The sequence below is a fragment of the Acinetobacter parvus DSM 16617 = CIP 108168 genome, from assembly GCF_000368025.1.
In the GTDB taxonomy this organism is placed as follows: Bacteria; Pseudomonadota; Gammaproteobacteria; order Pseudomonadales; family Moraxellaceae; genus Acinetobacter; species Acinetobacter parvus.
Window position 1 is genome coordinate 871,989 of record NZ_KB849211.1, and the last position, 24,375, is coordinate 896,363.

General features: G+C 43.0%; 22 protein-coding genes and 1 pseudogene. 14 read left to right on the forward strand and 9 right to left on the reverse strand.

The window, feature by feature from the left end:
• Window positions 1–21: 21 nt before the first annotated feature.
• The 5 genes from F988_RS06130 to F988_RS06150 all read right to left on the reverse strand — a co-directional run bounded on the left by F988_RS06130 (window position 22) and on the right by F988_RS06150 (window position 7,165).
• Window positions 22–939, reverse strand: a complete 918-nt coding sequence (locus F988_RS06130; RefSeq protein ID WP_010589466.1) for a LysR family transcriptional regulator — start codon at window positions 937–939, stop codon at window positions 22–24.
• A gap of 113 nt (window positions 940–1,052) precedes the next feature.
• On the reverse strand, window positions 1,053–3,116 hold the full coding sequence (locus F988_RS06135) for a putative bifunctional diguanylate cyclase/phosphodiesterase (RefSeq protein ID WP_004681772.1): 2,064 nt from the start codon (window positions 3,114–3,116) through the stop codon (window positions 1,053–1,055).
• Between the two features lie 691 nt (window positions 3,117–3,807).
• Window positions 3,808–4,824, reverse strand: a complete 1,017-nt coding sequence (gene ilvC, locus F988_RS06140; protein WP_004659026.1) for a ketol-acid reductoisomerase — start codon at window positions 4,822–4,824, stop codon at window positions 3,808–3,810.
• A gap of 125 nt (window positions 4,825–4,949) precedes the next feature.
• Window positions 4,950–5,441: an acetolactate synthase small subunit gene (gene ilvN, locus F988_RS06145; RefSeq protein WP_004678407.1), complete on the reverse strand. Its 492-nt coding sequence runs from the start codon at window positions 5,439–5,441 to the stop codon at window positions 4,950–4,952.
• Complete coding sequence (locus F988_RS06150; RefSeq protein ID WP_004681773.1) at window positions 5,438–7,165, reverse strand: acetolactate synthase 3 large subunit; 1,728 nt, start codon at window positions 7,163–7,165, stop codon at window positions 5,438–5,440. The genes ilvN and F988_RS06150 overlap by 4 nt, the downstream gene beginning before the upstream one ends.
• A gap of 507 nt (window positions 7,166–7,672) precedes the next feature.
• On the opposite strand from F988_RS06150, the gene F988_RS06155 reads away from it, so the two are divergent.
• From F988_RS06155 to holA, 4 genes are all read left to right on the forward strand, one after another.
• Window positions 7,673–8,023, forward strand: coding sequence for a DUF4124 domain-containing protein (locus F988_RS06155; protein ID WP_004681775.1), 351 nt, complete (start codon window positions 7,673–7,675; stop codon window positions 8,021–8,023).
• 136 nt (window positions 8,024–8,159) lie between these two features.
• On the forward strand, window positions 8,160–10,784 hold the full coding sequence (leuS, locus tag F988_RS06160; protein WP_004681776.1) for a leucine--tRNA ligase: 2,625 nt from the start codon (window positions 8,160–8,162) through the stop codon (window positions 10,782–10,784).
• Between the two features lie 48 nt (window positions 10,785–10,832).
• Complete coding sequence (locus tag F988_RS06165) at window positions 10,833–11,342, forward strand: LPS-assembly lipoprotein LptE (RefSeq protein WP_004681778.1); 510 nt, start codon at window positions 10,833–10,835, stop codon at window positions 11,340–11,342.
• Window positions 11,343–11,351: 9 nt separating this feature from the next.
• On the forward strand, window positions 11,352–12,347 hold the full coding sequence (holA, locus tag F988_RS06170; RefSeq protein WP_004681779.1) for a DNA polymerase III subunit delta: 996 nt from the start codon (window positions 11,352–11,354) through the stop codon (window positions 12,345–12,347).
• On the opposite strand, the gene F988_RS06175 is transcribed toward holA, so the two are convergent.
• Window positions 12,344–12,610 (reverse strand): hypothetical protein, encoded by a 267-nt coding sequence (locus F988_RS06175; protein WP_004681781.1) that lies wholly within the window; start codon window positions 12,608–12,610, stop codon window positions 12,344–12,346. The two genes, holA and F988_RS06175, sit on opposite strands and share 4 nt — an antisense overlap.
• A 105-nt stretch (window positions 12,611–12,715) precedes the next feature.
• Between F988_RS06175 and F988_RS14485 the strand changes: the two are divergent.
• The 6 genes and pseudogenes from F988_RS14485 to F988_RS06205 form a co-directional block, all read left to right on the forward strand.
• Window positions 12,716–12,927 (forward strand): annotated as a pseudogene (locus tag F988_RS14485) (integrase core domain-containing protein); the annotation flags it as partial.
• A 199-nt stretch (window positions 12,928–13,126) separates the two neighbouring features.
• Window positions 13,127–14,464 carry a MacA family efflux pump subunit gene (locus F988_RS06180; protein WP_004681782.1) on the forward strand — a complete coding sequence of 446 codons (1,338 nt, stop codon included), beginning with the start codon at window positions 13,127–13,129 and terminating at the stop codon, window positions 14,462–14,464.
• A gap of 1 nt (window position 14,465) precedes the next feature.
• Window positions 14,466–16,457, forward strand: coding sequence for a MacB family efflux pump subunit (locus F988_RS06185; protein ID WP_004681783.1), 1,992 nt, complete (start codon window positions 14,466–14,468; stop codon window positions 16,455–16,457).
• Window positions 16,458–16,741: 284 nt separating this feature from the next.
• On the forward strand, window positions 16,742–18,130 hold the full coding sequence (locus F988_RS06190) for an efflux transporter outer membrane subunit (protein WP_004681785.1): 1,389 nt from the start codon (window positions 16,742–16,744) through the stop codon (window positions 18,128–18,130).
• Window positions 18,131–18,595: 465 nt separating this feature from the next.
• The gene (locus F988_RS06200; RefSeq protein ID WP_004681789.1) at window positions 18,596–18,865 is read left to right on the forward strand and encodes a hypothetical protein; all 270 of its coding nucleotides are present in this window, start codon (window positions 18,596–18,598) and stop codon (window positions 18,863–18,865) included.
• Window positions 18,866–18,941: 76 nt separating this feature from the next.
• A complete protein-coding gene (locus F988_RS06205; protein WP_004681791.1) occupies window positions 18,942–19,424 on the forward strand; it encodes a hypothetical protein in 483 nt (160 codons plus the stop codon).
• 124 nt (window positions 19,425–19,548) lie between these two features.
• Here F988_RS06205 and F988_RS06210 read toward each other — a convergent pair whose 3' ends face one another.
• The 3 genes from F988_RS06210 to orn all read right to left on the reverse strand — a co-directional run bounded on the left by F988_RS06210 (window position 19,549) and on the right by orn (window position 21,891).
• Window positions 19,549–20,352: an enoyl-ACP reductase FabI gene (locus F988_RS06210; protein WP_004681793.1), complete on the reverse strand. Its 804-nt coding sequence runs from the start codon at window positions 20,350–20,352 to the stop codon at window positions 19,549–19,551.
• Window positions 20,353–20,495: 143 nt separating this feature from the next.
• Window positions 20,496–21,230 (reverse strand): Bax inhibitor-1/YccA family protein, encoded by a 735-nt coding sequence (locus F988_RS06215; RefSeq protein ID WP_004681795.1) that lies wholly within the window; start codon window positions 21,228–21,230, stop codon window positions 20,496–20,498.
• Between the two features lie 106 nt (window positions 21,231–21,336).
• Window positions 21,337–21,891, reverse strand: coding sequence for an oligoribonuclease (gene orn / locus F988_RS06220; RefSeq protein ID WP_010589338.1), 555 nt, complete (start codon window positions 21,889–21,891; stop codon window positions 21,337–21,339).
• A 124-nt stretch (window positions 21,892–22,015) separates the two neighbouring features.
• On the opposite strand from orn, the gene rsgA reads away from it, so the two are divergent.
• The 4 genes from rsgA to secB all read left to right on the forward strand — a co-directional run bounded on the left by rsgA (window position 22,016) and on the right by secB (window position 24,343).
• A complete protein-coding gene (rsgA, locus tag F988_RS06225) occupies window positions 22,016–23,074 on the forward strand; it encodes a ribosome small subunit-dependent GTPase A (RefSeq protein WP_004681799.1) in 1,059 nt (352 codons plus the stop codon).
• A 94-nt stretch (window positions 23,075–23,168) separates the two neighbouring features.
• On the forward strand, window positions 23,169–23,585 hold the full coding sequence (locus F988_RS06230) for a rhodanese-like domain-containing protein (protein WP_004678438.1): 417 nt from the start codon (window positions 23,169–23,171) through the stop codon (window positions 23,583–23,585).
• Between the two features lie 11 nt (window positions 23,586–23,596).
• Window positions 23,597–23,857: a glutaredoxin 3 gene (grxC, locus tag F988_RS06235; RefSeq protein WP_004681801.1), complete on the forward strand. Its 261-nt coding sequence runs from the start codon at window positions 23,597–23,599 to the stop codon at window positions 23,855–23,857.
• Window positions 23,858–23,884: 27 nt separating this feature from the next.
• The gene (gene secB, locus F988_RS06240; RefSeq protein WP_004681803.1) at window positions 23,885–24,343 is read left to right on the forward strand and encodes a protein-export chaperone SecB; all 459 of its coding nucleotides are present in this window, start codon (window positions 23,885–23,887) and stop codon (window positions 24,341–24,343) included.
• Window positions 24,344–24,375: the final 32 nt, after the last annotated feature.

Below are 24,375 nucleotides of genomic sequence, written 5' to 3' on the forward strand. Positions count from 1 at the left end.
ATACAACCAGCCCATTCAAGCCTAGTCATAATAATGATTGCGCTTTTTAGAAAACTTATCCAGTTGATTTAAAAAGCCCTCAAAATAACTCTTGTCTTTATCTTCAGTGCGATAGCCTGCATAGAGTGTGCGTCGGAGACCTTTGGGTGAGACACAATCCAGACGGCGCGAAGTGACCCAGCCTTTTTGCTCATATTCATTTACCACCCAGTCAGGGAGTGCCGAAATCCCCCGCCCGCTGGCAACCAATTGGATCAACATTTGTGTTAGTTCCGTTGTGCGGATTTCTTTAGGGTGTAAATTGGCTGGAATAAATAGTTTCGCCATAATGTCCAAACGGTGTTTATCCACGGGATAAGTCACCAAGGTTTGCTCCGCCAACTCCTGTACCGTAATCTTTTCCATCCGAACCAAAGGATGAGTGTTGGACAAAACCAGTCTGGATTCATATTCAAAAATTGGAAAATACTCAATGCCTTTTAAAGCAATTGGGTCCGCGGTAATCAACAAGTCAAATTCCGCATTCTGTAATAACTCGTGTGGATTGGACTCAAAACCAGAGACAAAATCCAGATCAACATCTGGATATTGCTGGCGGTATTGATTCAACAACGGCATCAGCCAGTCAAAGCAACTATGACATTCCGAAGAGAAGATAATTCTGCCTGTTTGCCCGTGCACAATACGGGCAATATCGGTATGTGCAATCTGGATCTGCGGTAACACATCATCCGCCAGCTTTAACAGGCGCAAACCAACATGGGAAAATGAGACAGGTCGGCTACGGCGATTCACAACCTCCACGCCAAACCATTGATCCAGCTCTTTTAATTGATGAGAAATCGCAGAGGGTGTTAAATACAGGTCAGTTGCCGCTGCAACCAATGAACCGTGTTCGCGCAAGGCGGTTAATGTCTTTAAATGACGAAGTTCTAACATACTAATAAACCAGTAAAACATGCCTTAGCTTGTTTCAGTACAATTGAGCAGACAATATTTATATAGACAAAATTGAATTAAATTCATCTATTATAAAACCAGATTATTTAAAATTAGGCAAAATGTGGCTGCCCTTGCAATACCAAACTATCAATCTTAACAGGCCTGCCAAGCAAGTATCCCTGTAATTGATTACAGCCTAAATTTTTAAGAATATCCGCTTGTTGCTGTGTTTCCACTCCCTCAGCCGTGACAATCAAACCTAATTTTGCAGCAAGATGAATTATACTTTCTAAAATCGCTTCTTCTTTGGAATTGGGTTGTAAATCCATGAGGAAACCACGGTCAATTTTGAGTTCATCGACAGGTAAATTTTTTAAATACAGGAAGCTTGAGTAACCCGTTCCAAAGTCATCTATTGCGATTCGAATACCGAGCTTACGCAGGCGTTCCAGGGTACGAATAGTTGAATCAATGTGATGCATTGCAGTTGATTCAGTAATCTCCAGTATCAGGTTGTGAGGTTGGATTTGATATTTTTCCAATAATTGTTCAAGGACACTGAATAATTTCTTATTTTCAAACTGTAATGCTGACAGATTCACTGCAATTGGATAAAACGGGTTCTTGCTCTGCTCCCATTTCTGAATTTGTTGACAGGCTTGTTCCAGCGCCCAATATCCCATAGGAATAATTAAACCCGTTTTTTCAGCACTTTCAATAAACATTTGTGGCGTAAGCAGCCCCAAAGCTGGATGCTTCCAGCGAATCAGGGCCTCAACACCACAGACTTCATAGTTCGCGGTAAATTTTGGCTGGTAAAACAAGACAAACTGCTGCTCATCAACGGCCTTATATAAATCATTGATCAGTTTGGACTGGCTGCGTACATCTTGCTGATCGCTCATGGACTGGAACACGGTATAGGTATTACGCCCCTGATCTTTTGACACCAGCATGGCAACATCGGCATTAATCAACAAATCCTGAATATTGGTGCCATGTTCAGGATACATCGCAATCCCAAGGCTCGCGGATATGTTTATGTCTTTGCTGGCAATTAAATAAGTTCCCTGAATAAAATTCAGAATTTCTTCGGCAAGCTGTATTGCCTCGTTGATATCGGTATTTTCAGATATCAGGACAAATTCATCGCCACCTATACGGAATAACTTATGGCTTTGATTTAGCTTATTGTGTAGACGATTGGCCATCTGGACCAACAACTGATCCCCAATATGATGCCCAAAAGCATCATTCACCGACTTAAAACCATCCAGGTCAATATATAAAAAGGCAGCCTTTTGCTCATGCAAGCGATGATGGCTAAACACAACCTCTGCATACTCGGTTAAATACATACGGTTAGGCAGCTTGGTTAGGGCATCATGCAGAGACTGAATCTCAAGCTCTTTATTTATAAAAGTGAGTTGTTGATTACGCTCTTCCAGTCTAGATTCTAAAACCGCAACAGCAAAACCTGCGACAAACACCAGACTGGTAATAAAGATGATTGTGAACAACAATACACTTTGCTCTGTCTGTGCTGCATTCAAGGCCTTAATAATACTTGCATCAAAATAGGTTGCCACCATACCTGTGTAATGCATACCGACAATACTCAGCGCCATTAACAGCGCAACAATGGCTTTTATCCCAATCCGATACCTGACTGCTGACTTATATTTAAAGATAAAGAAGAAACTTAGACCAGCCCCACTGATTGCAATTAAAACTGAGCAAATAACCAATAAGGGATCATAATGCATCTGATAATGTTCAACTGTCAGAGCCATCATGCCTGTATAATGCATACCCGCTATACCCAAGCCCATAAACACGGCACCAAGAATCAGGCGAGGCAAAGGCAAGGTTGGACGTGAAGTCAGCCACACCGCAAAAATAGAGGCAATTGCACCCACCATATAGGAAAGCGTCGTTAACCCCAGATCAAAATGATAGCTTTCTGGCAAATGAATCGCTAGCATTCCCACAAAATGCATTGCCCATATCGCCAACCCCAGGATTAAGCCACTCGCAACCAGAATGCTTTTTTCAAACTTTTTATAAGCGGTCTTGAAAACCAGCTCTTCCATTGAAAATGCGGCATAGCATGTTGCCACCGCAACCAGAATGGAAACGATGACCAATGTACTATCGTAATCAACGTGTACCATAAAGGAATTCCATGATTATCCATGACTTTTTTATTTGCCGAGCAAATTGCCTAGGCTCAGAACGATCTTTCACACTCAAAAAAAGATACGAATAGCAGTCATAATCTTTCCTTAACAATAACATCATATAACATAAGGTCAAGTCTTTTTCATTTTATAAATCAATAGAATAAAAACATATAATTACTCCAAACCTATAAAAAGACTTGCTTTTTTTATTGCACTTTTCACCGAAAGACCAATTTATTTTTGCTAAGTGTTTTTCTTATTTAAGTAGCTACTTCTTATTTGTTTTAAACTGCCCTATGAACTTAAGTCTGATTGCAGTTTTTTTGTTTTTCTCGTGCACTAAGCACGATATAAAATGCTTATCAGAGACACATATAAACTTTTTTAATTTTTATACTATTATAACTCTGTTATCAGCAGCATTAAAAACCTCGTTTACCAACAAGAGGGTTCTTTTAACTCAGAGATAAAACTGAGCTTTCTCTTTTTCTACGATTTTGTTTGCTTCAACACTTATTAGGGTATCCTGCGCAAGGAGCAACGAAATAGAAAAGCATGTGAAGCATCACTTCGTAAGACCAATACGTAAGATTGGAGCTATACCTCACCAATGCGCAACATTAGGATGATCCAATAAAAAAGCCCCTGTACAAACAAGGGCTTTTAAAGATTAAACTAAAATTTAGTTCTTCTCTTTATCAACGATTTTGTTCGCTTGAATCCAAGGCATCATCGCACGAAGTTTATTACCTGTTACTTCGATACCGTGTGCAGCATTTTGACGACGGCGAGCAGTCATAGATGGGTAGTTCAACGCACCTTCCTGAATGAACATTTTCGCATATTCACCAGACTGGATACGTTTCAACGCGTTACGCATTGCTTCACGAGACTGTTCGTTGATTACTTCAGTACCAGTCACATATTCACCGTACTCAGCATTGTTAGAAACTGAGTAGTTCATGTCAGCAATACCGCCTTCGAACATTAAGTCAACGATTAACTTAAGTTCATGTAAGCATTCGAAGTAAGCCATTTCTGGTGCATAACCCGCTTCAACCAAAGTTTCGAAGCCCATTTTAACCAATTCAACAGCACCACCACAAAGAACTGCTTGCTCACCGAATAAGTCAGTTTCAGTTTCTTCACGGAAAGAAGTTTCGATAATACCTGTACGACCACCACCTACACCTGAAGCGTAAGAAAGAGCAACGTTACGTGCATTACCAGAAGCATCTTGGTGAATTGCGATTAAGTCAGGAACACCTGAACCACGTTGATATTCAGAACGTACAGTGTGACCTGGTGCTTTTGGAGCAACCATGATTACGTCTAAATCTTTACGTGGAACAACTTGGTTATAAAGAATAGAAAAACCATGAGCAAATGCTAAGGTTGCGCCTTCTTTGATATTTGGCTCAATCACATCACGATAAAGTTGAGATTGGAACTCATCTGGAGTCAAAATCATCACTAAGTCAGCTTGAGCAACAGCTGCTGGAACTTCAGATACTTTAAGACCTGAATTTTCAGCTTTTTTCCAAGATGCTGAACCAGCACGTAAACCAACAGTTACGTCAACGCCAGAATCTTTCAAGTTAAGTGCATGAGCATGACCTTGTGAACCATAACCAATGATTGCAACTTTTTTGCCTTGGATGATTGATAAGTCACAGTCTTTATCGTAAAAAATTTGCATCTGTATTCTCCATTAGAATCTTTAACTTCCCTCCCATTTTCAAGGGGAGGGTTAGGGTGGGGTCGACATAACCCCCTCTAACTCCCCCTCTTGCGTGGCAATACCACTCAGGGGGAGAACTATATTTAAACTGTTAAAACTTTTTCACCACGTGCGATGCCTGACACACCTGAACGCACAACCTCAAGGATGGTATTCTCTGCAAGTGCATCAATAAAACCATCGATCTTATCAGTCGTACCAGCGATCTGAATCGTATAAGTGGTTGGTGTTACATCAACGATTTGGGCACGGAAAATATCAGCTGTACGCTTAATTTCCGCACGAGCTGCACCTAAAGCTTTCACTTTAATCAACATAAGCTCGCGCTCAATATGTGCACCTTCTGACAAATCAACCACCTTAACCACTTCAACTAATTTATTCAGTTGTTTTGTGATTTGCTCGATTTTGTGATCATCGCCATAGGTTGTCAGCGTCAAACGAGATAAAGTTTCATCTTCAGTTGGCGCAACGTTTAAAGTCTCAATGTTGTAACCACGTTGAGAGAATAAACCGACCAAACGAGAAAGCGCGCCTGCTTCATTTTCTACAAGTACAGAGATAATGTGTCTCATGCCGTGCGCTCCCCTTTACCTAACCACATATCTTTCATCGACTGACCTGCAATCAACATTGGATAAACATGTTCTGTACGATCAACCATGACATTAATGAATACACATTTATCATTAATTGCCATTGCTTCAGCCAGTTTAGATTCCAATTCATCTGCATGATTGATTTGAATACCTACGTGACCATAAGCTTCCATCAATTTTGCAAAATCAGGTAAAGAATCTACATAAGAGCTTGAATGACGCCCTTCATAGTTCATGTCTTGCCACTGCTTCACCATGCCTAAAGCTTGGTTATTCAAGCAAAGAATTTTCACATTTAAGCCATATTGCTTACATGTTGATAATTCTTGGATACACATCTGAATTGATGCTTCACCTGTGATACACACTACTTGTTGATCTGGGAATGCAAGCTTCGCTGCCATTGCATACGGCAAACCAACACCCATGGTGCCTAGACCACCAGAGTTAATCCATTGGCGTGGACGTTTGTATTTGTAGTAGTTTGCACCAAACATTTGGTGCTGACCTACGTCAGATGTGATGATCGCTTCACCATTGGTCACACGATCAAGCGCTTCCACCACTTGTTGTGGTTTCATTTCACCATTTTGAGCCGTTTCATAGCGTAAGCCATGAACTTTACGCCACTCATTAATCTGAGACCACCATTCAGCAATTGCTTCAGGATTTGGTTTAGACACATTCATCTGCTTCAACTGTGCTAACATTTCTTGAAGAACTGGCTCAACCGCACCAACGATAGGAATGTGCGCCATGATGGTTTTAGAAATGGTCGCTGGATCTACATCAATATGAATAACTTTCGCATTCAAACAGAATTTCGCAGGGTTATTGGTTACACGGTCATCGAAACGTGCACCAATGGCCAAAATCACGTCTGCATTGTGCATCGTCATATTGGCTTCATAGGTACCATGCATCCCTAACATACCGACAAACTGTGGATCATTGCCAGGGAAAGCACCTAAGCCCATCAAGGTATTGGTTACTGGATAACCCAATAGATGTGCAAGTTCAGTCAATAATGCAGAAGCATTACCCTGAACAACACCACCACCCGTATAGATAATTGGGCGTTTAGCGGTAATCAGTTCATCAATCGCCTTACGGATTTGACCAGAATGACCACGTGAAGGCGGTTGATATGAACGCATCTTCACTTTTTCAGGATATTCGTAGGCAAATTTATCCGTAGGGTTGGTTGCATCCTTAGGAATATCAACCACAACTGGACCTGGACGGCCAGAAGACGCGATATAGAATGCTTTCTTGATAATTGCAGGAATTTCGCTGGCGTGACGAACCTGGAAACTGTGTTTTACAATTGGACGGGAAATTCCGACCATGTCCGTTTCCTGGAATGCATCTTCACCAATTAAATGAGTTGCAACCTGTCCAGACAAAATCACCATTGGGATCGAGTCCATATACGCTGTTGCGATAGGAGTCACAGTATTTGTCGCACCTGGACCAGAAGTCACAAGAACAACACCAGTTTTCCCTGTTACGCGCGAGTAAGCATCTGCCATGTGGCCAGCAGCTTGCTCATGACGTACAAGGTAATGATTGATTTTGTCTTGTTGAAAAAGCGCATCATAAATATGTAAAACTGCGCCGCCTGGATAACCAAAAACATGCTCTACGCCTTCGTCCGCAAGCGCACGAACGAGCATTTCACCACCAGATAAAAGTTCCAACGTGATTCACCCTAGTATTTGCACAGTTTATAGGAGACATAAACCGTGTTTCATTCATTAACTTATGCACTTTTTTAAGTGTGCGTATTCTACTCGTTTTTGCTGCAATAGGAAAAATTTTCTGACTCATCAGCCGTATAAGCTGTTTTTACATCTCGAATCAAAATATGCTGGGATAAGCATATTTCAAAAAATCATTCTCTCGGCTAGAAAGAATGTCCATTGCAAGCCATGACATTTATTCGAAGGGTGATCAAATAAGCGCATATAAAACTAAAGCAAGCATTTTTGTTGCTTTCATACACAAAGTCAAGAATAAAGGAAAGGTTTTTCTATAATATTTTTTAGCTGTTGTTTTTTTAGGCTTATTCAAGGTTGTGGTTTAGTCTATTGAAACGTCCATTTATCAAAAATTCATTTTCTTTTTACATAAAACGATGCATTGTAAATTGCATCCTGAATACACTTTGATCGAATATAGACAGAATTCTCTTGGAGAGATCAAACATGAAACCATCTTATTTAAAAACGGGCTTATATACGATTGCTACAACAGCACTGTTGTTTTGTTCAACTCAAAACCATGCTCAACAGTACTACAAATGGGTCGATGCAAATGGATCGACCCACTACACCACCACACCTCCACCTAAAGGTACAAAACGTTTAAACAAAGTTTCAACCTATGGTGGAAATCAGCCGACACAAGCACCAGCCACAACAGCAAATCAGGCCCCACAGCAAGCCCAGAATGCTCCGCAACATGTATCACAAGTAGCAAATGTGGCGGTTGAAGCGACTGCAACAACCTCACCTCCTGCTCAGGCACCATCTGCACCATCACATTCAGACCGATAAAGTAGCCTAAATAGATCAAGGCGGTATCTAACCGCCTTGAAGATAAAATCCCAATCTAAAAACTGACATTTCACCCAGTTTTGCGCTATGCTGTGCAGCAATCTTAATCTTAATTTTTGTTGTATCGCATATCCCTATGACGACTTCTCACATTGACACCGAATATCAAGCAAGTGCCATTGAGCCCCAAGTTCAACAAGACTGGGACAATCGCAAAGTTTTCAAAGTTGCCGACACTGTAGAGGGCAAACATCGCTATATCCTGTCGATGTTCCCTTATCCAAGTGGCAAACTGCATATGGGGCATGTGCGTAACTACACCATTGGCGATGTGATTAGCCGTTTTTATCGTTTAAAAGGCGAAACTGTATTGCAACCAATGGGTTGGGATGCCTTTGGTTTACCTGCTGAAAATGCTGCCATTGCGCATCAAGTTGCGCCAGCAAAATGGACTTTTGAAAACATCGCCTATATGCGTGACCAATTAAAAAAATTGGGCTTGTCGGTCGATTGGGATCGTGAATTTGCGACTTGTACCCCAGAGTATTATCACTGGGAACAATGGTTATTCGTACAGCTTTATAAGAAAGGCTTGATCTACCGTAAGCTGTCAACAGTGAACTGGGATCCTGTAGACCAGACTGTGTTGGCCAACGAGCAAGTTGAAAATGGTCGTGGCTGGCGTTCGGGTGCATTGGTAGAAAAACGCGACATCCCAATGTACTACTTCCGCATCACCGACTACGCACAAGAGTTGCTGGATGATCTAGACACCTTGCAGGATGGCTGGCCACAACAAGTGTTGACCATGCAACGCAATTGGATCGGCCGCTCTACGGGAATGGAAATTACTTTCCCATCTGCAAATACAGAAATTTATGCTGATGGCTTAACCGTTTACACAACGCGTGCTGATACCTTAATGGGTGTGACTTATGTTGCTGTTGCAGCAGAGCACCCTCTTGCGCTTAAAGCAGCAGAAAACAATCCTGAATTGGCTGCATTTATCGAAGAATGTCGTATGGGATCAGTGGCTGAAGCTGATTTAGCGACTGCCGAAAAGAAAGGCATGGCAACAGGTTTATTCGTGAAGCATCCAGTGACAGGTGAAGAACTTCCTGTTTGGATTGCCAACTATGTGTTGATGTCTTACGGTTCAGGTGCGGTGATGGCTGTGCCTGCCCACGATGAACGCGACTTTGAGTTTGCCAACAAATTTAACCTGCCAATCAAACAAGTCATTGATGCCAAAGGCACGGATGACGCTGATTTTTCTGCAACCGTATGGCAGGAATGGTATAGTTCAAAAGAAGGTAAACTCGTCAATTCGGGTGAGTTCGACGGTTTAGTATTCCAAGCAGCGTTTGATGCTTTCCTTGCAAAATTAGAACCACAGCACTTAGCAAATGCTAAGGTTCAATTCCGTTTACGTGACTGGGGTGTATCTCGTCAGCGTTACTGGGGTTGTCCAATTCCAATGATCAACTGTAACAGCTGTGGTCAAGTCCCAGTGCCAGAAGATCAATTGCCAGTGGTATTACCAACTGATGTGGTTCCAGATGGTTCTGGTAACCCATTGAATAGGATGCCTGAATTCTATGAAACTAAGTGTCCAAGCTGTGGCGGCGATGCGCGTCGTGAAACAGACACCTTGGATACCTTTGTAGAATCATCTTGGTATTATGCGCGTTATGCATCTCCAGACTTTACTGACGGAATGGTTAAACCAGAAGCGGCGCAAAGCTGGCTTCCTGTGAATCAATATATCGGTGGTGTAGAGCACGCAATTTTGCACTTACTTTATGCACGTTTCTTCCATAAGTTGATGCGTGATGAGGGTGTTGTTCAGGGCAACGAACCATTTACCAACTTGTTGACACAGGGCATGGTTTTGGCGGATACGTTCTACCGTGAAGCTGAAAATGGCAAAAAAACTTGGTTCAACCCTGCCGACATTATTTTAGAAAAAGATGAAAAAGGCCGTGTGCTTTCAGCAAAATATTCAGGTGATGGTCAGGATGTGGTTATCGGTGGACAAGAAAAAATGTCCAAGTCGAAAAACAACGGCATTGACCCGCAGGCGATTATCGACCAGTACGGCGCAGATACCGCCCGTGTGTTTATGATGTTTGCTGCCCCACCTGACCAGTCTTTGGAATGGTCAGATGCAGGGGTTGAAGGTGCCAACCGCTTCCTAAAACGTGTATGGCGTTTGGCTACTAGTTTCCTTGAAAAAGGCAATCAGACGAGTGCAATTGATAGCGCAAATCTTTCTAAAGATGCACAGGATCTACGCCGTAAAACCCATGAAACGATTCAGAAAGTGGGTGATGACATTGAACGTCGTCACGCCTTTAACACTGCCATTGCCGCATTAATGGAACTGTTAAATGCCACCAATAAGTTTGAAGCCAAGGATGATCACGATGTTGCGGTTGAACGTGAAGCAATCACAACATTGCTGACATTACTTGCACCATTTGCGCCACATTTAAGCCAGACCCTGTTAGCTCAGTTTGGTATTGATTTAACCTCGGCTGAATTCCCTCAGGTGGACGAGTCAGCCTTGACCCGCAATACGCAAACGATTGTTGTACAGGTGAATGGCAAGCTTCGTGGTAAGCTGGAAGTTGCTGTTGATATTTCCAAAGAAGATTTATTGGCACAGGCAAAAGCCTTGGCAGAAGTTCAGCAATTCCTGACAGGTCCAACCAAGAAAGAAATTGTTGTGCCAAACAAATTGGTGAATTTAGTCGTTTAAACTGTAGGGGCGTATTGTATACGCCCTCATTGTCTATGAGGGATATTTATGCACTTAGCGCAACGTCTCGCTGCTATTGTTTTAACTTTGGGTCTAAGTGCTGGCTTAGTCGGTTGTGGTTTTCATCTCAAGGGAAGCAACCCAGCCGCAACGCCATTGGTCTACAATAAACTCACCCTGGTTCTACCTGACAATACCGATGAGCTTGAAAATCGTTTAAGTATCTACCTCAGTGCAACGGGTGTGCAGCTCAGCAATGCCAATGATGCCTATGTATTGCGTATTCTGGATTACACCCCTCGCCGCCAGTTGTTGAATGGTAAATTGACAGAGGTGCTACTGCGTTTAACGGTGACTTTTCAGATTGAGGACCATCAGGGTCGCAAGATGACTGAACCACGTACCTTAACAGCTTCCCGTAGCTATCAATATGATGTGGCAACCGTCAACACTGACAACCAGCAAGAAGCCTATCTCAACCGTATTGTGATTGATGATCTGGCACAACAATTGACGCGTCAAATTGCCGCAAACCGCTTGCCTAAAGCTCAACCCTAAGCTGTCATTATGAAGCTGGATTATGTTCAAGCCCTAAAGCGTGTCCATGAAGCCCGTGGTGCATGGATTATGCACGGTCAGGAACCCCTGCTTGAACAAAACCTGCTGGATGCCTTTCGCAAAAGCTGGCAACAGCAGGAAGTTGAGCGGCAACGCTACGATATTGGCAACGTGAATGACTGGAAAAATGTCTTTAATGCGCTGAATAGTTTGTCATTATTTTCACAACAGCTTGCGATTGAAGTGCATGGCAATATCAAGCCAGATGCCAACGGTCTAAAACAGCTTAAAAATTATATTCAGCATAATGAACACAACTTACTCCTGATTGTTTTACCCAAACAGGACAGCAGCAGTTTAAAGACAGCCTTTTTTCAGACCGTGGAAGCCAATGGTGTGGTGGTTGCGCTAACCGCCACCTACCCGCAGGATCGGCAACGTATCCTAGGCATTGAGGCAGAAAAACTAGGGATTCAACTCAACAATGATGCATGGCAATGGCTGATGCAGCACCATGAACATAATTTACTGGCTGCAAAAAACAGCCTGATGCGGGTTGCGGACACATTTCCAGATCTTAAGCAAATTCAGACTGAACAACTGTATGCCTGTTTACAGGATCAATCCCGTTATACTACTTATGATTTAAGTGATGCCTTGTTGGCAGGCAACCTAGCACAGTCGGTCAAGATTTATCAGTACCTGATTGCGGCTGGCGAGCCTGACAGCCTGATTTTATGGACACTCAGCAAGGAAATGCGTCTATTGATGCAGTTGTTTGAGCAACCACACAATGCCCTACAGCTTGGTATCTGGAACACCAAGGTTTCACAATATCAACAGGCGTTACGGCGCTTGAATCCACGCCAGTTTCTGACCTGGTCTGATTTACTGTTGCGTATTGATGCCGCCATTAAAGGTATGTCGAAAGAAAAGCCTGAATATTTGATGTTGCAGGCTGTTGGGGAATTGTGTGGAAAAAGACTATTTCCCAACACAACTTAATAATTTGGTGTCCCCTCAATTAAATACTGATCATTTTTTTTGGAGAAATTGAAAGTGAAAGACAAGGTTTCGCTATTATTCAAAGTAATATTTGCATTACATCTTAATAAATAACCTTGTCTTGCTTTTTTCTGCTTTTTTTCAATGATCACGGCTTTTAAATGATATGTTTGAGCATAAGAACTTTCATCAAAAGATTGCTTCATTGAGGTTTTAATACGGTCATTCTGACAATCTTTTAAATCATATTCCGATAAAATCACTACATTCGCAACATTAAGCAGAGAGGTGAATCAGGAAATTTGAACAACAGCTATAAGTGATATTTTGCTCCCCAAATGATGTTATAAACATCGATATACTGCTCATGGATTGATAATGTGATGGTTGAACGGTTATGGAGAAGCGTTAAATATGAAGAGGTGTATCTCAAAGCCTACAGCAATGTTTTGGATGCGAAGAAGCAATTAAACGCATATTTTGAATTTTGTAATTTGAAACGGCCTCATTCGAGTCTGGACAAAATGACTCCAGATGAGTTTTTCTATTCCAGCTACCACAACAAAATAAGGTAGCTTAACTAGAGCAGAATATCACTTATAAATAAGCTTTTAGTTGTTCAAACAAGTGGAACCATCTCTCAAAGTATTTATCAGATTTTTATGCAATAAATCCTCCATAAAACAGCAAATAATTCTCATTATAGATTAAAAACATCCACGCTTTCTTCTCATTTCACTTTTATACTAGCCCAAGTTTCTCATTTTTGACCTGTGGCCATGCAAAAAACAAGTTCTAAAAAAATACCATTCAGTAAAATAATAATAATCGCTATCGGTGTAGCGATTATTGCAGCCGTTGCATGGTTTTTCTTTAAACCTAAAGATCAAGCGCCTCAGTACATTAGTGCCGAAGTCAGCAAAGGTGATATTGAAGATTCAGTGCTGGCAACAGGTGTACTTGAGGCCACCAAAATGGTGAGTGTCGGTGCGCAAGTTTCAGGTCAGGTGAAAAAGATGTATGTGCAGTTGGGCGATCAGGTTAAACAGGGCCGATTGATTGCCCAGATTGACTCCATTCGTCAGGAGAATGAGCTTAAAACCGCCGAAGCCAACATTAAAAACCAACAGGCACAACTGGCAGTGCAACAGGCCAACTTAGCCAAGGTTGAAGCTGAATATAAACGTCAACAGGCAATGTTTAGTCAGGATGCCACCTCACGCGCTGAACTTGAGGCGGCATTGGCAAACTATAAAACGGCACAGGCCCAGATTGCCTCGATTAATGCACAGATTGAACAATCGCGTTTGAGCCTTGCAACCACAAAGGAAAACCTGGGTTATACCCGTATTGTTGCACCGATGGATGGAACCATTGTGGCGATTGTCACGGAAGAAGGCCAGACGGTAAATGCCAATCAGTCTGCACCAACCATTGTGAAGCTGGCAAAACTGGATACCATGACCATCAAGGCACAGATTTCAGAAGCCGATGTGATGAAAGTTGAACAGGGCCAAACCGTTTATTTCACTACATTAGGTAATAGTGATAAAAAACATTATGCAAAACTGCGTCAGGTTGAACCAGCACCAAATTCCATTAATACAGAAACAACCAGTGGCAGTTCATCTTCTTCAAGTTCAGCCGTGTACTACAATGCCCTGTTTGATGTCCCAAATGAAGATGGCAAACTGCGTATTGACATGACTGCACAGGTCTACATTGTGTTAAATGAGGCAAAAAATGTACTGACCATTCCAGCGGCAGCGATCCAAAGCCAGCGTGCAAATCGTAAGGACAGTTCAGCCAATGCTAATAAATCCAGCGATCAGGCGAAAAAATCAGGTGCTGAAACAACCCAGCATCCGAAACGTCTGGATTTAACTGAGGATGACAAGGCCCTGATTGCACAAGGCAAGGCTTCAATAGCAATGGTTCGGGTACTACAGGCTGATGGTACAGCCCAGCCGCAACCTGTGCTGATTGGCCTGAACAACCGTGTCACAGCGCAAGTACTTAGAGGTTTGAAGCAAGGCGATCAAGTGGTGATTGCAGATGCAACTGATAGCTCAAACGAATCAGCAAAACGTAGCAATCAACGTGTAATGAGAATGTAATATGACCCGAGATCAAATACATTCATCACAGCCACTGCTTAAAATCAGCAACCTCACCCGTGAGTTTCCCGCAGGTGAGGGTACAGTCCAGATTCTCAAAGGTATCAATCTAAAGATTTATGCAGGTGAGCTGGTTGCCATCGTCGGTCAGTCAGGTTCTGGTAAATCCACCCTAATGAATATTCTGGGCTGTCTGGATAAACCAACAGCAGGTAGCTATCAGGTCAATGGTCGGGAAACCCGCCAGTTAGAGCCTGATGAACTGGCACAACTACGCCGTGAATATTTTGGTTTTATTTTCCAGCGTTATCACTTACTCGGTGATTTGAGCGCTTCTGGTAACGTTGAAGTCCCTGCAATTTATGCAGGTGTCGATAGTCATCTTCGCCAACAGCGTTCTGCTGAGCTACTCTCAGAACTCGGACTCGAAGAACGTTTACACCATCGCCCAAGCCAACTTTCTGGTGGTCAGCAACAACGTGTTTCAATCGCCCGTGCCTTGATGAATGGCGGTGATGTGATTCTTGCCGATGAGCCAACAGGAGCATTGGATAAGAATAGCGGTATTGAAGTGATGCGTATTTTGCGTGAACTCAATGCTAAAGGTCATACCATCATCTTAGTGACACATGATCTCAATGTAGCAAAAAACGCGACCCGTATTATTGAAATCAGTGACGGTAATATTATTTCAGACCGTGCCAATACACCTGAAAATGCAGATTCAGATTTAGAACATCCAACCCTGCAACGCACACCACAAAAGAAAACCTCGGCTTGGCGTTCTTTCTTTGACCGTCTCGGTGAAGCATTCCGTATGGCACTGCTGGCCATGAATGCCCACCGCATGCGGACTTTCCTGACAATGCTCGGGATTATTATCGGGATCGCATCCGTGGTCTCGGTGGTTGCACTGGGCAATGGTTCGCAAAAGCAGATTCTGGCAAATATCAGCAGTCTCGGCACCAACACTATTACTGTATATCAGGGACGTGGCTTTGGCGATAACTCACGTGCCTCACAAGTCAAAACCCTAGTGCCTGCTGATGCAGAAGCCTTGGCAGAACAACCCTATGTGGATGGAGTCAGTCCCTCTGCCAACACCAGCGTCACCTTGCGTTATAAGGATACCGAAGCATCGGCAACCGTAAATGGTGTCAGTGCAGATTTCTTCTATGTCCGTGGCATGACATTTAAATCAGGACAGGCTTTTGACAAAAATAGTGTTACTCAGCGTGCCCAAGACGTGGTGATTGATACCAATACGGAAAAAACTTTCTTTGCTGATGGGACCAACCCTGTTGGTCAAGTGTTGTTGTTGGGCAGTGTACCCAGCCGTATTATTGGCGTGATTGATGCTCAACAAGGCTTTATGGGCAACTCTGACAGCTTGAATGTTTACTTGCCTTATTCGACAGTCATGAGCCGTATGCTGGGGCAGTCTAATGTACGCAGCATTATTGTTCGTATCAAAGATGAATATCCAAGTAGTGCCGCTGAAAATGCCATTTTGACTCTACTTGAACAACGTCACGGCGCACAGGACGTATTTACCCAAAACTCCGACAGTATTCGGGAAACCATTCAGCAAACCACAGCCACTATGACCCTGCTGATTTCAGCGATTGCGGTGATTTCTCTAGTGGTCGGCGGTATTGGCGTGATGAACATTATGCTGGTTTCTGTGACCGAACGAACCCAAGAGATTGGCGTACGTATGGCGGTGGGCGCTCGTCAAAGTGATATTCTGCAACAATTCCTGATTGAAGCAATTCTGGTCTGTTTACTGGGCGGTATCTTGGGTGTCCTGCTCTCCTTAGGGATTGGACAAATCATCGGACACTTTGCCAAAGGCATCATTGAAATGAGTTATTCGACCACGTCAATCGTAGCGGCCTTTGTCTGCTCAAGCATGATTGGTATTGTATTTGGCTTCTTGCCAGCACGAAATGCAGCACAACTCGATCCAGTTGCTGCTTTAGCGAGAGAATAAATTCAAGCCCACTAGGACTGATCAAAAAATATGATACTCGGAAACGTCATCCGCAATTGTTTGAGACAGGACTCCGTTAATAAAGTATTGTTTCTGCGATTCATTAGCTTAAGTGACGGTAGTCAACGAGTTTTGCGGTGAGCAGCGATAGCTGCGCAAGATGGTTGCCCTTGCGGAGCTTCGCTCCTCATCCCGAAAGAAAAGTAGGTCAAGCCGACGGCTTACTCTGTAATACGATGAGAACTCGGCAAGACACCGCCCTGTTTCTATAAAGGACACCTGAAATGAAAAAGCTTAGTCTTGCGTTATGTTTAAGTAGCTCTCTAGTTGGCTGTTCTGCTGTGGTTAAAACACCATATAACGCCCCTACAGTCCAAGTGCCCCAACAGTTCCAGTACGATGCGCAAAAAAATAAGAATGTGAATCTCACCGATCAGTGGTGGACACTATTTAATGATGCCCAACTGAATCAATTGGTCGATCAGGTTCTCGCTAAAAATAGTGATTTAAGCGTTGCAGGGATTACCCTTAAACAAGCTCGTTTACAGGCAGGTTTGGCTGAAAACAGACAAGGACTGCGTACCAGCTCCAGTGTGTCTACAGGTTATAGCTATGACCTACGCTCAGGTGATGGCAGTGATCGCGGTCTATCAACCAGTTTGGGTGTGAGCTATGAGTTAGATTTATTTGGAAAATTGGCAAATCAAACTGAAGCCAGTCGTTGGGAAGCGCAAGCCAGTGAACAAGACTTACAGGCTACGGCACAAAGTCTTGTTGGTACAACAGCAAAGTTATACTGGCAACTCGGCTATCTGAATGAACGCTATCAAACAGTTCAACAAAACTTAGCTTCCACGCAGAAAATCTACGCTTTGGTTCAATCGCAATATAAAGCAGGTGCGGTATCAGGTCTGGATTTGACCCAAGCGGAACAATCGGTACAAAGCCAAAAAGCCAGTCTCAGCCAAATTGAACAACAACGTGTAGAAGCGCGTACAGCGATTGCGGTACTGCTGCATCAGCCTGTACAACAGCTAAATATTCAAGAGCCAGCTCAGCTACCAAGGAATGCTTTGCCTAATATCGGGGTGGGTTTGCCTGCTGAAATCTTATCTCGTCGTCCAGATCTACAAGCTTCAGAATTACGTTTACGTAAAACCCTTGCCAATAAAGATGCCACCAAAGCAAGTTATTATCCATCGATTAATCTGACAAGCAGTGTGGGTGCTTCGAGTACCTCTTTGACTCAACTTCTGCAAAATCCAGCTTTAGCCTTGGGTGCAAGTTTAAGTCTACCCTTCCTTCAATATAATGATATGAAGAAAGATATTGCGATTAGTGATCTTGAATATGAAAAAGCCATTACTCAATATCGTCAAGGCCTGTATCAAGCCTTTGCAGATGTCGAAAATGCGTTGTCGAATCGAACGCAGTTAGATCAACAAGTTCAACTTCAACAACGAAATGTAGAGCTGGCAGAAAAAACTGAACATTTAACTGAAGTGCGATATCGCAATGGGGCAATCGCTTTAAAAAACGTACTCGATGCTCAAGCAACCACCCGCAATGCACGACTCAACTTAGTTGAAACCAAGCAGAATCAATACAATGCCTATGTGACCTTAATGCAGGCTTTGGGTGGGAGTCCTGTGAAAGAATTACCTGAACAATAGCATTGAGCGTGCTCTTGTTTTAATGATTATTCCTTTCAACTTCTAGTTAATTTTTAATGGGTTGATCGCTTTTGATTTAATCTCACATTGTTTGTGTGTTGATGCAAATATTGCTATTTTATATGCTTATCAAAATATAGTTACATCCAATAGGATTCAAATTGGTTATATGGCATTTTCATTTTGGTTATGCGGCAGACTTGCCGTATAACTGTAGTTAGCGCCTATCAAGCAAAGGTGGAACACATGAAATTCCTCATTTGTTATGAGTGCAGAACCGGAAATGGTTTATTTTCCGGTCAGGTTGAGTTCGAGTCAGCGCAAGAACCAACAACGACAGATCAAGCGGTCATTGAGGCAGCCCTTAAAGACTCAGTGAGATTTCATGCCTCAGGAGCGGGAGGATTGTCGATCACGTCGGTATCATTGGTCGCGCATTAAATGCATTAGAAACATGGAGAGATCATGGAAGTAGTCATATTGACTGTAATTGCAATCATCGCCGCATTCGCTTTCCTAATGAAACGAGGAGTAAAGGCCGTTCAGGCTTACGTGTATCTTGCGGCCAGACTTGATGGGAAAAGTGAGGCGGAAGCAAACGATATTGCTCTAAGGCTAGACACACATAGTGCAGGTCATTTGAATGATGCCATGCGCTTATTTTGTCAGCACTGCTATGGCGGTCGGCAATTGGCAATGATATCGGGCGCTAGACTTGATGGATTTAAAGGTTAGGCAGTACGGCGCTAACCTGTCGGTCAACCGGACCTGCCTCCGGCAGGCCGGTTACCTTTAACGTTAGATTACTTTTATGTCACATCTAGAGTCACTTATCGTTGAATACCTTGATTGGCAAGGCTATCTCGTTCGCAGAAATACTAAAGTCGGACGATTGAAGCATGGTGGATGGGAAATGGAACTTGATGTCATAGGCTTCAATCCCCACTGCGGTGATCTTGTTCACTATGAACCATCTGTAGATGCCCATACTTGGGAAACTAGAGAAATGAGATACAAGAAGAAATTTGATGCCGCTAGAAAGCTCATCTTCTTGGAGGTTTTTTCTTGGCTACCGCCAGAAACACCACTACGTCAAATTGCCGTATTCCCATCACACCCGAAAGATAGGCACACTATTGCTGGCGCTCAGATTTTATCCATTGATGAGCTAATGGCAGAGATTCGCTCAAAAATTATTGGGTGTGGCGTCATGAGGAGCAACGCAATATCTGAGAATTATCCACTCCTGCGTGTGCTGCAACTATCGCACTGTGGGTACAACAAAGTAATCTAACAACTCATTTAAGGCGGACGCTTCGCGCCGCCTTAACCCCAACTTTATAATTTGAAGATCTCACAATCTTGAAAAACAAAGCCGCTATAAAAGCGGCTTTGTCAAAAAATTTGGATAAATCTAATCACTCATCACCCAACATCGACTGGCTCATACCAACAGTATTAAACCCTGCATCGACATATAAAATTTCACCCGTAATACCCGAAGCCCACGGCGAACAAAGGAATAATGCTGCATTGCCCACTTCTTCTATCGTGACATTACGTTTTAACGGCGCAACTTTTTCATTGGCATCCAACATTTTACGGAATGATTTGATACCAGAAGCTGCCAATGTACGGATTGGACCCGCAGAGATCGCATTCACACGAATCCCCTCTTTACCCAAGCTTAGCGCTAAATAACGAACACCCGCTTCTAAAGATGCTTTGGCCATACCCATAACGTTATAGTTTGGCATCACACGCTCAGAACCTTGATAAGTCAAAGTCAATAAACAACCCTTACGTGCTTGTAATAATGGTTTTGCCGCACGAGCCATCGCGACAAAACTATAGGCACTAATATCATGTGCAATTTTAAAACCCTCACGATCCGTTACGTCGGTAAAGTCACCATCTAGCGTATGTGCAGGTGCAAAACCAATCGAATGCACAACACCATCTAAACCATCCCAGTGTTTTGCCAACTCAACAAAAGTATTGTCAATTTCTGCATCAATTGCCACATCGCAAGGGAAAACAAGGCTTGAACCAAATTGTGCTGCAAAATCATCGACTCGTTTTTTTAGTTTTTCATTGGGGTAAGTAAATGCCAACTCTGCACCCTCACGATGCAGTGCCGCAGCAATTCCATAAGCAATGGATAATTTACTGGCAATTCCTGCAATTAAAAACCGTTTACCCGCTAAAAGCCCTTGCGACATAATCTTCTCACTCGAAAAATTTTCCCACCATGATGCCAATATTTCATCAATTACGGAATTGCATCATTGTTCATTTTTACATGCTTGCATAAAAAAAATCGCTCTCAATTAGAAAGCGATTTGTATTTTATATTCATTGAAGCTTAATCATCACCTTGAATCAGGCTTAACAAACGCATAAATGAATAATACATCCAAACCAAAGTTGCCAATAAGGCAATACCACAGACCCATTCAAATGCTTTCGGTGCGCCTTGCGCCGTCGCACTTTCAATTAGATCGAAGTCTAAAATCAAATTTAACGATGCAATCACCGCTACAAATGCAGCAAAGCCAATGCCTAACCAGTTACTTTCAAAAATAAATGGAATGCTTGAACCAAATGCTAAACGCAAGATGATTTGCACCACAAACACCAATGCAATTGCCACAGAGGCAGAAATTACCACGGCTTTGAATTTTTCAGTGGCGCGAATAATTTGCATTTTATACAAGGCAAATAACACCAAAGTGGTGACAAAAGTCGCCAACAAGGCTTGTAAAGGTACACCAGGAAATTTCAATTGGAATATAAACGAAATGCCGCCTAAAAATGCCCCTTCAAATAAAGCATAAGGAATGGCTAAAGCAGGGGCTGTTTTTGTTTTAAATGTCGTGATCAAGGCCAGAATAAAACTACCCACAGCCCCGACAATCGCGGCCGCATAGGCAATGGACAGGTTTGCAGTGATGGCACAATAGAAAAACAATGCGATACCTAAAACAGCGGCAATCACAGTTAAAAGCACTGACTTCTGAATTGCCCCCTGAATGGTCATTGGTTCAGCCAAATCGCTGTAGCTTTCCACCCGGGTTAAAATAGGATTATGACTTTGCATGTACACTCTCTTTTTATAGTTGGCAATAAAAAACCGAGTTTAAGCGATTTTTTGATCAGGCCCAAATCTTTTATTCACATAAAAAAAGGGGCTTATGCCCCTTAATTTATTTATTCATAATAAAAAAGTATTCACGGTAATATTTTAATTCAGCAATCGAATCACGAATATCATCCATTGCCAAGTGTGAAGCATTTTTCTTGAGACCACTCATGATTTCAGGTCTCCAGCGCTTCGCCAGTTCCTTGACTGAAGATACATCCAGATTGCGGTAATGAAAAAACTGTTCCAGTTCAGGCATTAAACGATGCAGGAAACGGCGATCCTGACAAATCGAGTTGCCACACATGGGTGATGATTTTGGATTGACCCATTTTTTCAGAAATTCCAGCGTTTGCTGCTCTACGTCCTGAGCGGTGAGTTTACTGCGGCGCACCCGTTCAATCAGTCCCGACTGTCCATGCTGCTTGGTATTCCACTCATCCATTGCGTTCAGGATTAGGTCAGATTGATGTACAGCCAAAACAGGCCCTTCAGCCAAAATATTTAAATGGTCATCTGTAACAATGGTTGCGATTTCAATGATCTTGTCGTTATCGGTATCAAGGCCTGTCATTTCCAGGTCAATCCAGATTAATCGTGTATCAGGGGTACTGCTCATGAATGCTGATTCTAAAGTGCTTAAAAACACCAATAGTAGCAAATTAATTACATCTTGGCTGTAATTCCATAGCGGCTTCATGCTATTTTTGCGGTCTTCAACATGTGGATTTTCTGGGATATGAATGGCTTTAATTCGTAAGCGTCGTTTAACCGAGCAACAGCAGCGCCGTATTGAAAAACAGCATAAATCGCGTCAGGATGATATTGACACGTCGCAGGATTTAGATGGGCTGGTTGTTCAGCATTATGGCCGTCAACTCGAAGTACAAGCCCTGTCCATACCTGAACAGCACCCTGAAAAACCACAGGTGGCAGAGGGCGAACCTGAACCATTCTGGAAACCGATTGAACTGGACAGTATTTGGCGCTGTCATACCCGTACCAACCTGGAGTTGCTGGTGACGGGTGACCGTGTGAAATGGCAGGCCGACCCAAATACAGGCCTGGGGATTATCACTGCGATTTATCCAAGACAATCATTATTGACCCGCCCAGACCGCTACCACAAGGTAAAACCCGTTGCCGCCAATATCAGCCTGATTGTGATTGTGTTCGCACCACTGCCAGAACCCGCACCAACACTGATTGACCGTTATCTGGTCGCCTGTGCCGATGCCAACATTCCCGCCTTGCTGGTACTGAACAAATCAGACCTGCTCACTGAAAATGATCCGATCCTGACCATGCTCAGTGAATATGAAACCCTGGGCTATGAAACTCTGATCTGTCATGCAAAAGGTGATTTATCCGCACTTTCAGCACGAATCGACAATGAAACGGTTGCATTTGTTGGTCAGTCAGGCGTGGGTAAAAGCTCATTGATTAACACCATTGTTCCAGATGCGGCACAGAAGACCAATGTCATTTCCGAAAACTCGGCACTGGGACAACACACCACCACCTCAACCCGTTTGATTAAATTTGGAACAAACGGCGCACTGATTGACTCCCCAGGAATCCGTGAATTTGGTCTGTGGCATTTGAGCCTGGAAAAGGTGCGAACAGGTTTTCCTGAGATTGAAACCCATCTGGGTCATTGCCAGTTCCGTAACTGCACCCATAGCCATGAGAAAAATTGTGCCTTAAAACAGGCAGTTGATGCAGGTGAGATTTTACCAAGACGTTTGGACAGCTATCTACGCCTAATGGATGAAATTCAGGAAGCCCAGCAAAAAAGTTAGTTTTCTTGGGTTTTTACCCTTGAACTAACATTTTTGATCACCATAGAGATAAGTTATACTCAGGGTCAATTTTGATTTTAACTTTAGGTGACTTGTGGAACGCTGGTTAGAGTTTATGGGGAACCACCCCTTTTTGTTTGGTACGCTCGGCGTGCTCATCGTGCTGTTCTTCATTTTAGAGGGTCAGCGCAATGGTCGTAAAATTTCACCACAATCACTCGGTATTTTGGTCAAGGCAAAAAATGCCATGCTGATTGACCTTCGTGATGCGAAAGATTTCCGTGATGGTCACATCAGCGGTAGCCGCAACATTCCATACAGCCAAATCACAACTCATGTTGATGAATTAAAAGCAAGTGACCGTCCATTGGTGTTTATTTGCAACCTAGGGCAAGTTGCAGGCTCCGCATTGCAGAAAGTCGGCCATGCCGACAGCTACCGTCTAGATGGTGGTGTCAGCAATTGGAAAGCCCAGGGCTTACCCTTAGTTAAAAGCAAAACCAAAGCTTAAGGAGAAATAAAATGACCGATACCAACGTCACCATTTATTCAACGCTTTCTTGCCCATATTGTGTGAGAGCAAAACAGCTCCTTGAGCGTAAGGGTGTTGCCTATAAGGAAATTAACCTTTCCAATGAGGCGCCTGAAGTTCGTATTGAGTTAATGCAACGTACCAATCACCGTACCGTGCCTCAAATTTTTATCAAAGACCAGTTTATCGGTGGTTTTGACCAACTTTATGCCTTAGAGCGTGAAGGGAAACTCGACCAATTATTAGCTTAACAACACTCCACGATTTAAGGAAAAACAATGAGCGAAGAACAAGTTCAACCACAACTCGCGTTAGAACGTATTTACACCAAAGATATTTCTTTTGAAGTTCCAGGGGCACAGGTATTTACCAAGCAGTGGCAGCCAGAACTCAACATCAATTTATCTTCTGCGGCAGAAAAGATTGATCCAAATCATTATGAAGTTTCTTTAAAAGTTGTGGTTCAGGCCACCAATGAAAGTGAGACCGCATTCATTGTTGATGTGACCCAGTCAGGGATTTTCCTGGTTGATGGCGTGGAGGAAGATCGTCTTCCGTACGTTCTGGGTGCTTACTGCCCGAATATCCTGTTCCCGTTCTTGCGTGAAGCAGTGAATGATCTAGTGACCAAGGGTAGCTTTCCACAATTGTTGCTTACCCCAATTAACTTTGATGCTGAATTTGAAGCCAATATGCAGCGTCTACAAGCTGAAGGTGATGCCCAAGGTCAGGCATAACACTTTAAGCGCGCAAAAAACCACAGCACCTG

What these genes read in the sequence shown, in the direction of transcription:
- F988_RS06215 (WP_004681795.1), bottom strand. Translation starts at nt 21,230, where the DNA reads ATGCAAAGTCATAATCCTATTTTAACCCGGGTGGAAAGCTACAGCGAT.
- rsgA (WP_004681799.1), top strand. Translation starts at nt 22,016, where the DNA reads ATGGCTTTAATTCGTAAGCGTCGTTTAACCGAGCAACAGCAGCGCCGT.
- F988_RS06190 (WP_004681785.1), top strand. Translation starts at nt 16,742, where the DNA reads ATGAAAAAGCTTAGTCTTGCGTTATGTTTAAGTAGCTCTCTAGTTGGC.
- grxC (WP_004681801.1), top strand. Translation starts at nt 23,597, where the DNA reads ATGACCGATACCAACGTCACCATTTATTCAACGCTTTCTTGCCCATAT.
- F988_RS06165 (WP_004681778.1), top strand. Translation starts at nt 10,833, where the DNA reads ATGCACTTAGCGCAACGTCTCGCTGCTATTGTTTTAACTTTGGGTCTA.
- leuS (WP_004681776.1), top strand. Translation starts at nt 8,160, where the DNA reads ATGACGACTTCTCACATTGACACCGAATATCAAGCAAGTGCCATTGAG.
- F988_RS06155 (WP_004681775.1), top strand. Translation starts at nt 7,673, where the DNA reads ATGAAACCATCTTATTTAAAAACGGGCTTATATACGATTGCTACAACA.
- F988_RS06135 (WP_004681772.1), bottom strand. Translation starts at nt 3,116, where the DNA reads ATGGTACACGTTGATTACGATAGTACATTGGTCATCGTTTCCATTCTG.
- F988_RS06200 (WP_004681789.1), top strand. Translation starts at nt 18,596, where the DNA reads ATGGAAGTAGTCATATTGACTGTAATTGCAATCATCGCCGCATTCGCT.
- ilvN (WP_004678407.1), bottom strand. Translation starts at nt 5,441, where the DNA reads ATGAGACACATTATCTCTGTACTTGTAGAAAATGAAGCAGGCGCGCTT.
- ilvC (WP_004659026.1), bottom strand. Translation starts at nt 4,824, where the DNA reads ATGCAAATTTTTTACGATAAAGACTGTGACTTATCAATCATCCAAGGC.
- F988_RS06210 (WP_004681793.1), bottom strand. Translation starts at nt 20,352, where the DNA reads ATGTCGCAAGGGCTTTTAGCGGGTAAACGGTTTTTAATTGCAGGAATT.
- F988_RS06180 (WP_004681782.1), top strand. Translation starts at nt 13,127, where the DNA reads ATGCAAAAAACAAGTTCTAAAAAAATACCATTCAGTAAAATAATAATA.
- F988_RS06185 (WP_004681783.1), top strand. Translation starts at nt 14,466, where the DNA reads ATGACCCGAGATCAAATACATTCATCACAGCCACTGCTTAAAATCAGC.
- secB (WP_004681803.1), top strand. Translation starts at nt 23,885, where the DNA reads ATGAGCGAAGAACAAGTTCAACCACAACTCGCGTTAGAACGTATTTAC.
- F988_RS06130 (WP_010589466.1), bottom strand. Translation starts at nt 939, where the DNA reads ATGTTAGAACTTCGTCATTTAAAGACATTAACCGCCTTGCGCGAACAC.
- F988_RS06205 (WP_004681791.1), top strand. Translation starts at nt 18,942, where the DNA reads ATGTCACATCTAGAGTCACTTATCGTTGAATACCTTGATTGGCAAGGC.
- orn (WP_010589338.1), bottom strand. Translation starts at nt 21,891, where the DNA reads ATGAGCAGTACCCCTGATACACGATTAATCTGGATTGACCTGGAAATG.
- holA (WP_004681779.1), top strand. Translation starts at nt 11,352, where the DNA reads ATGAAGCTGGATTATGTTCAAGCCCTAAAGCGTGTCCATGAAGCCCGT.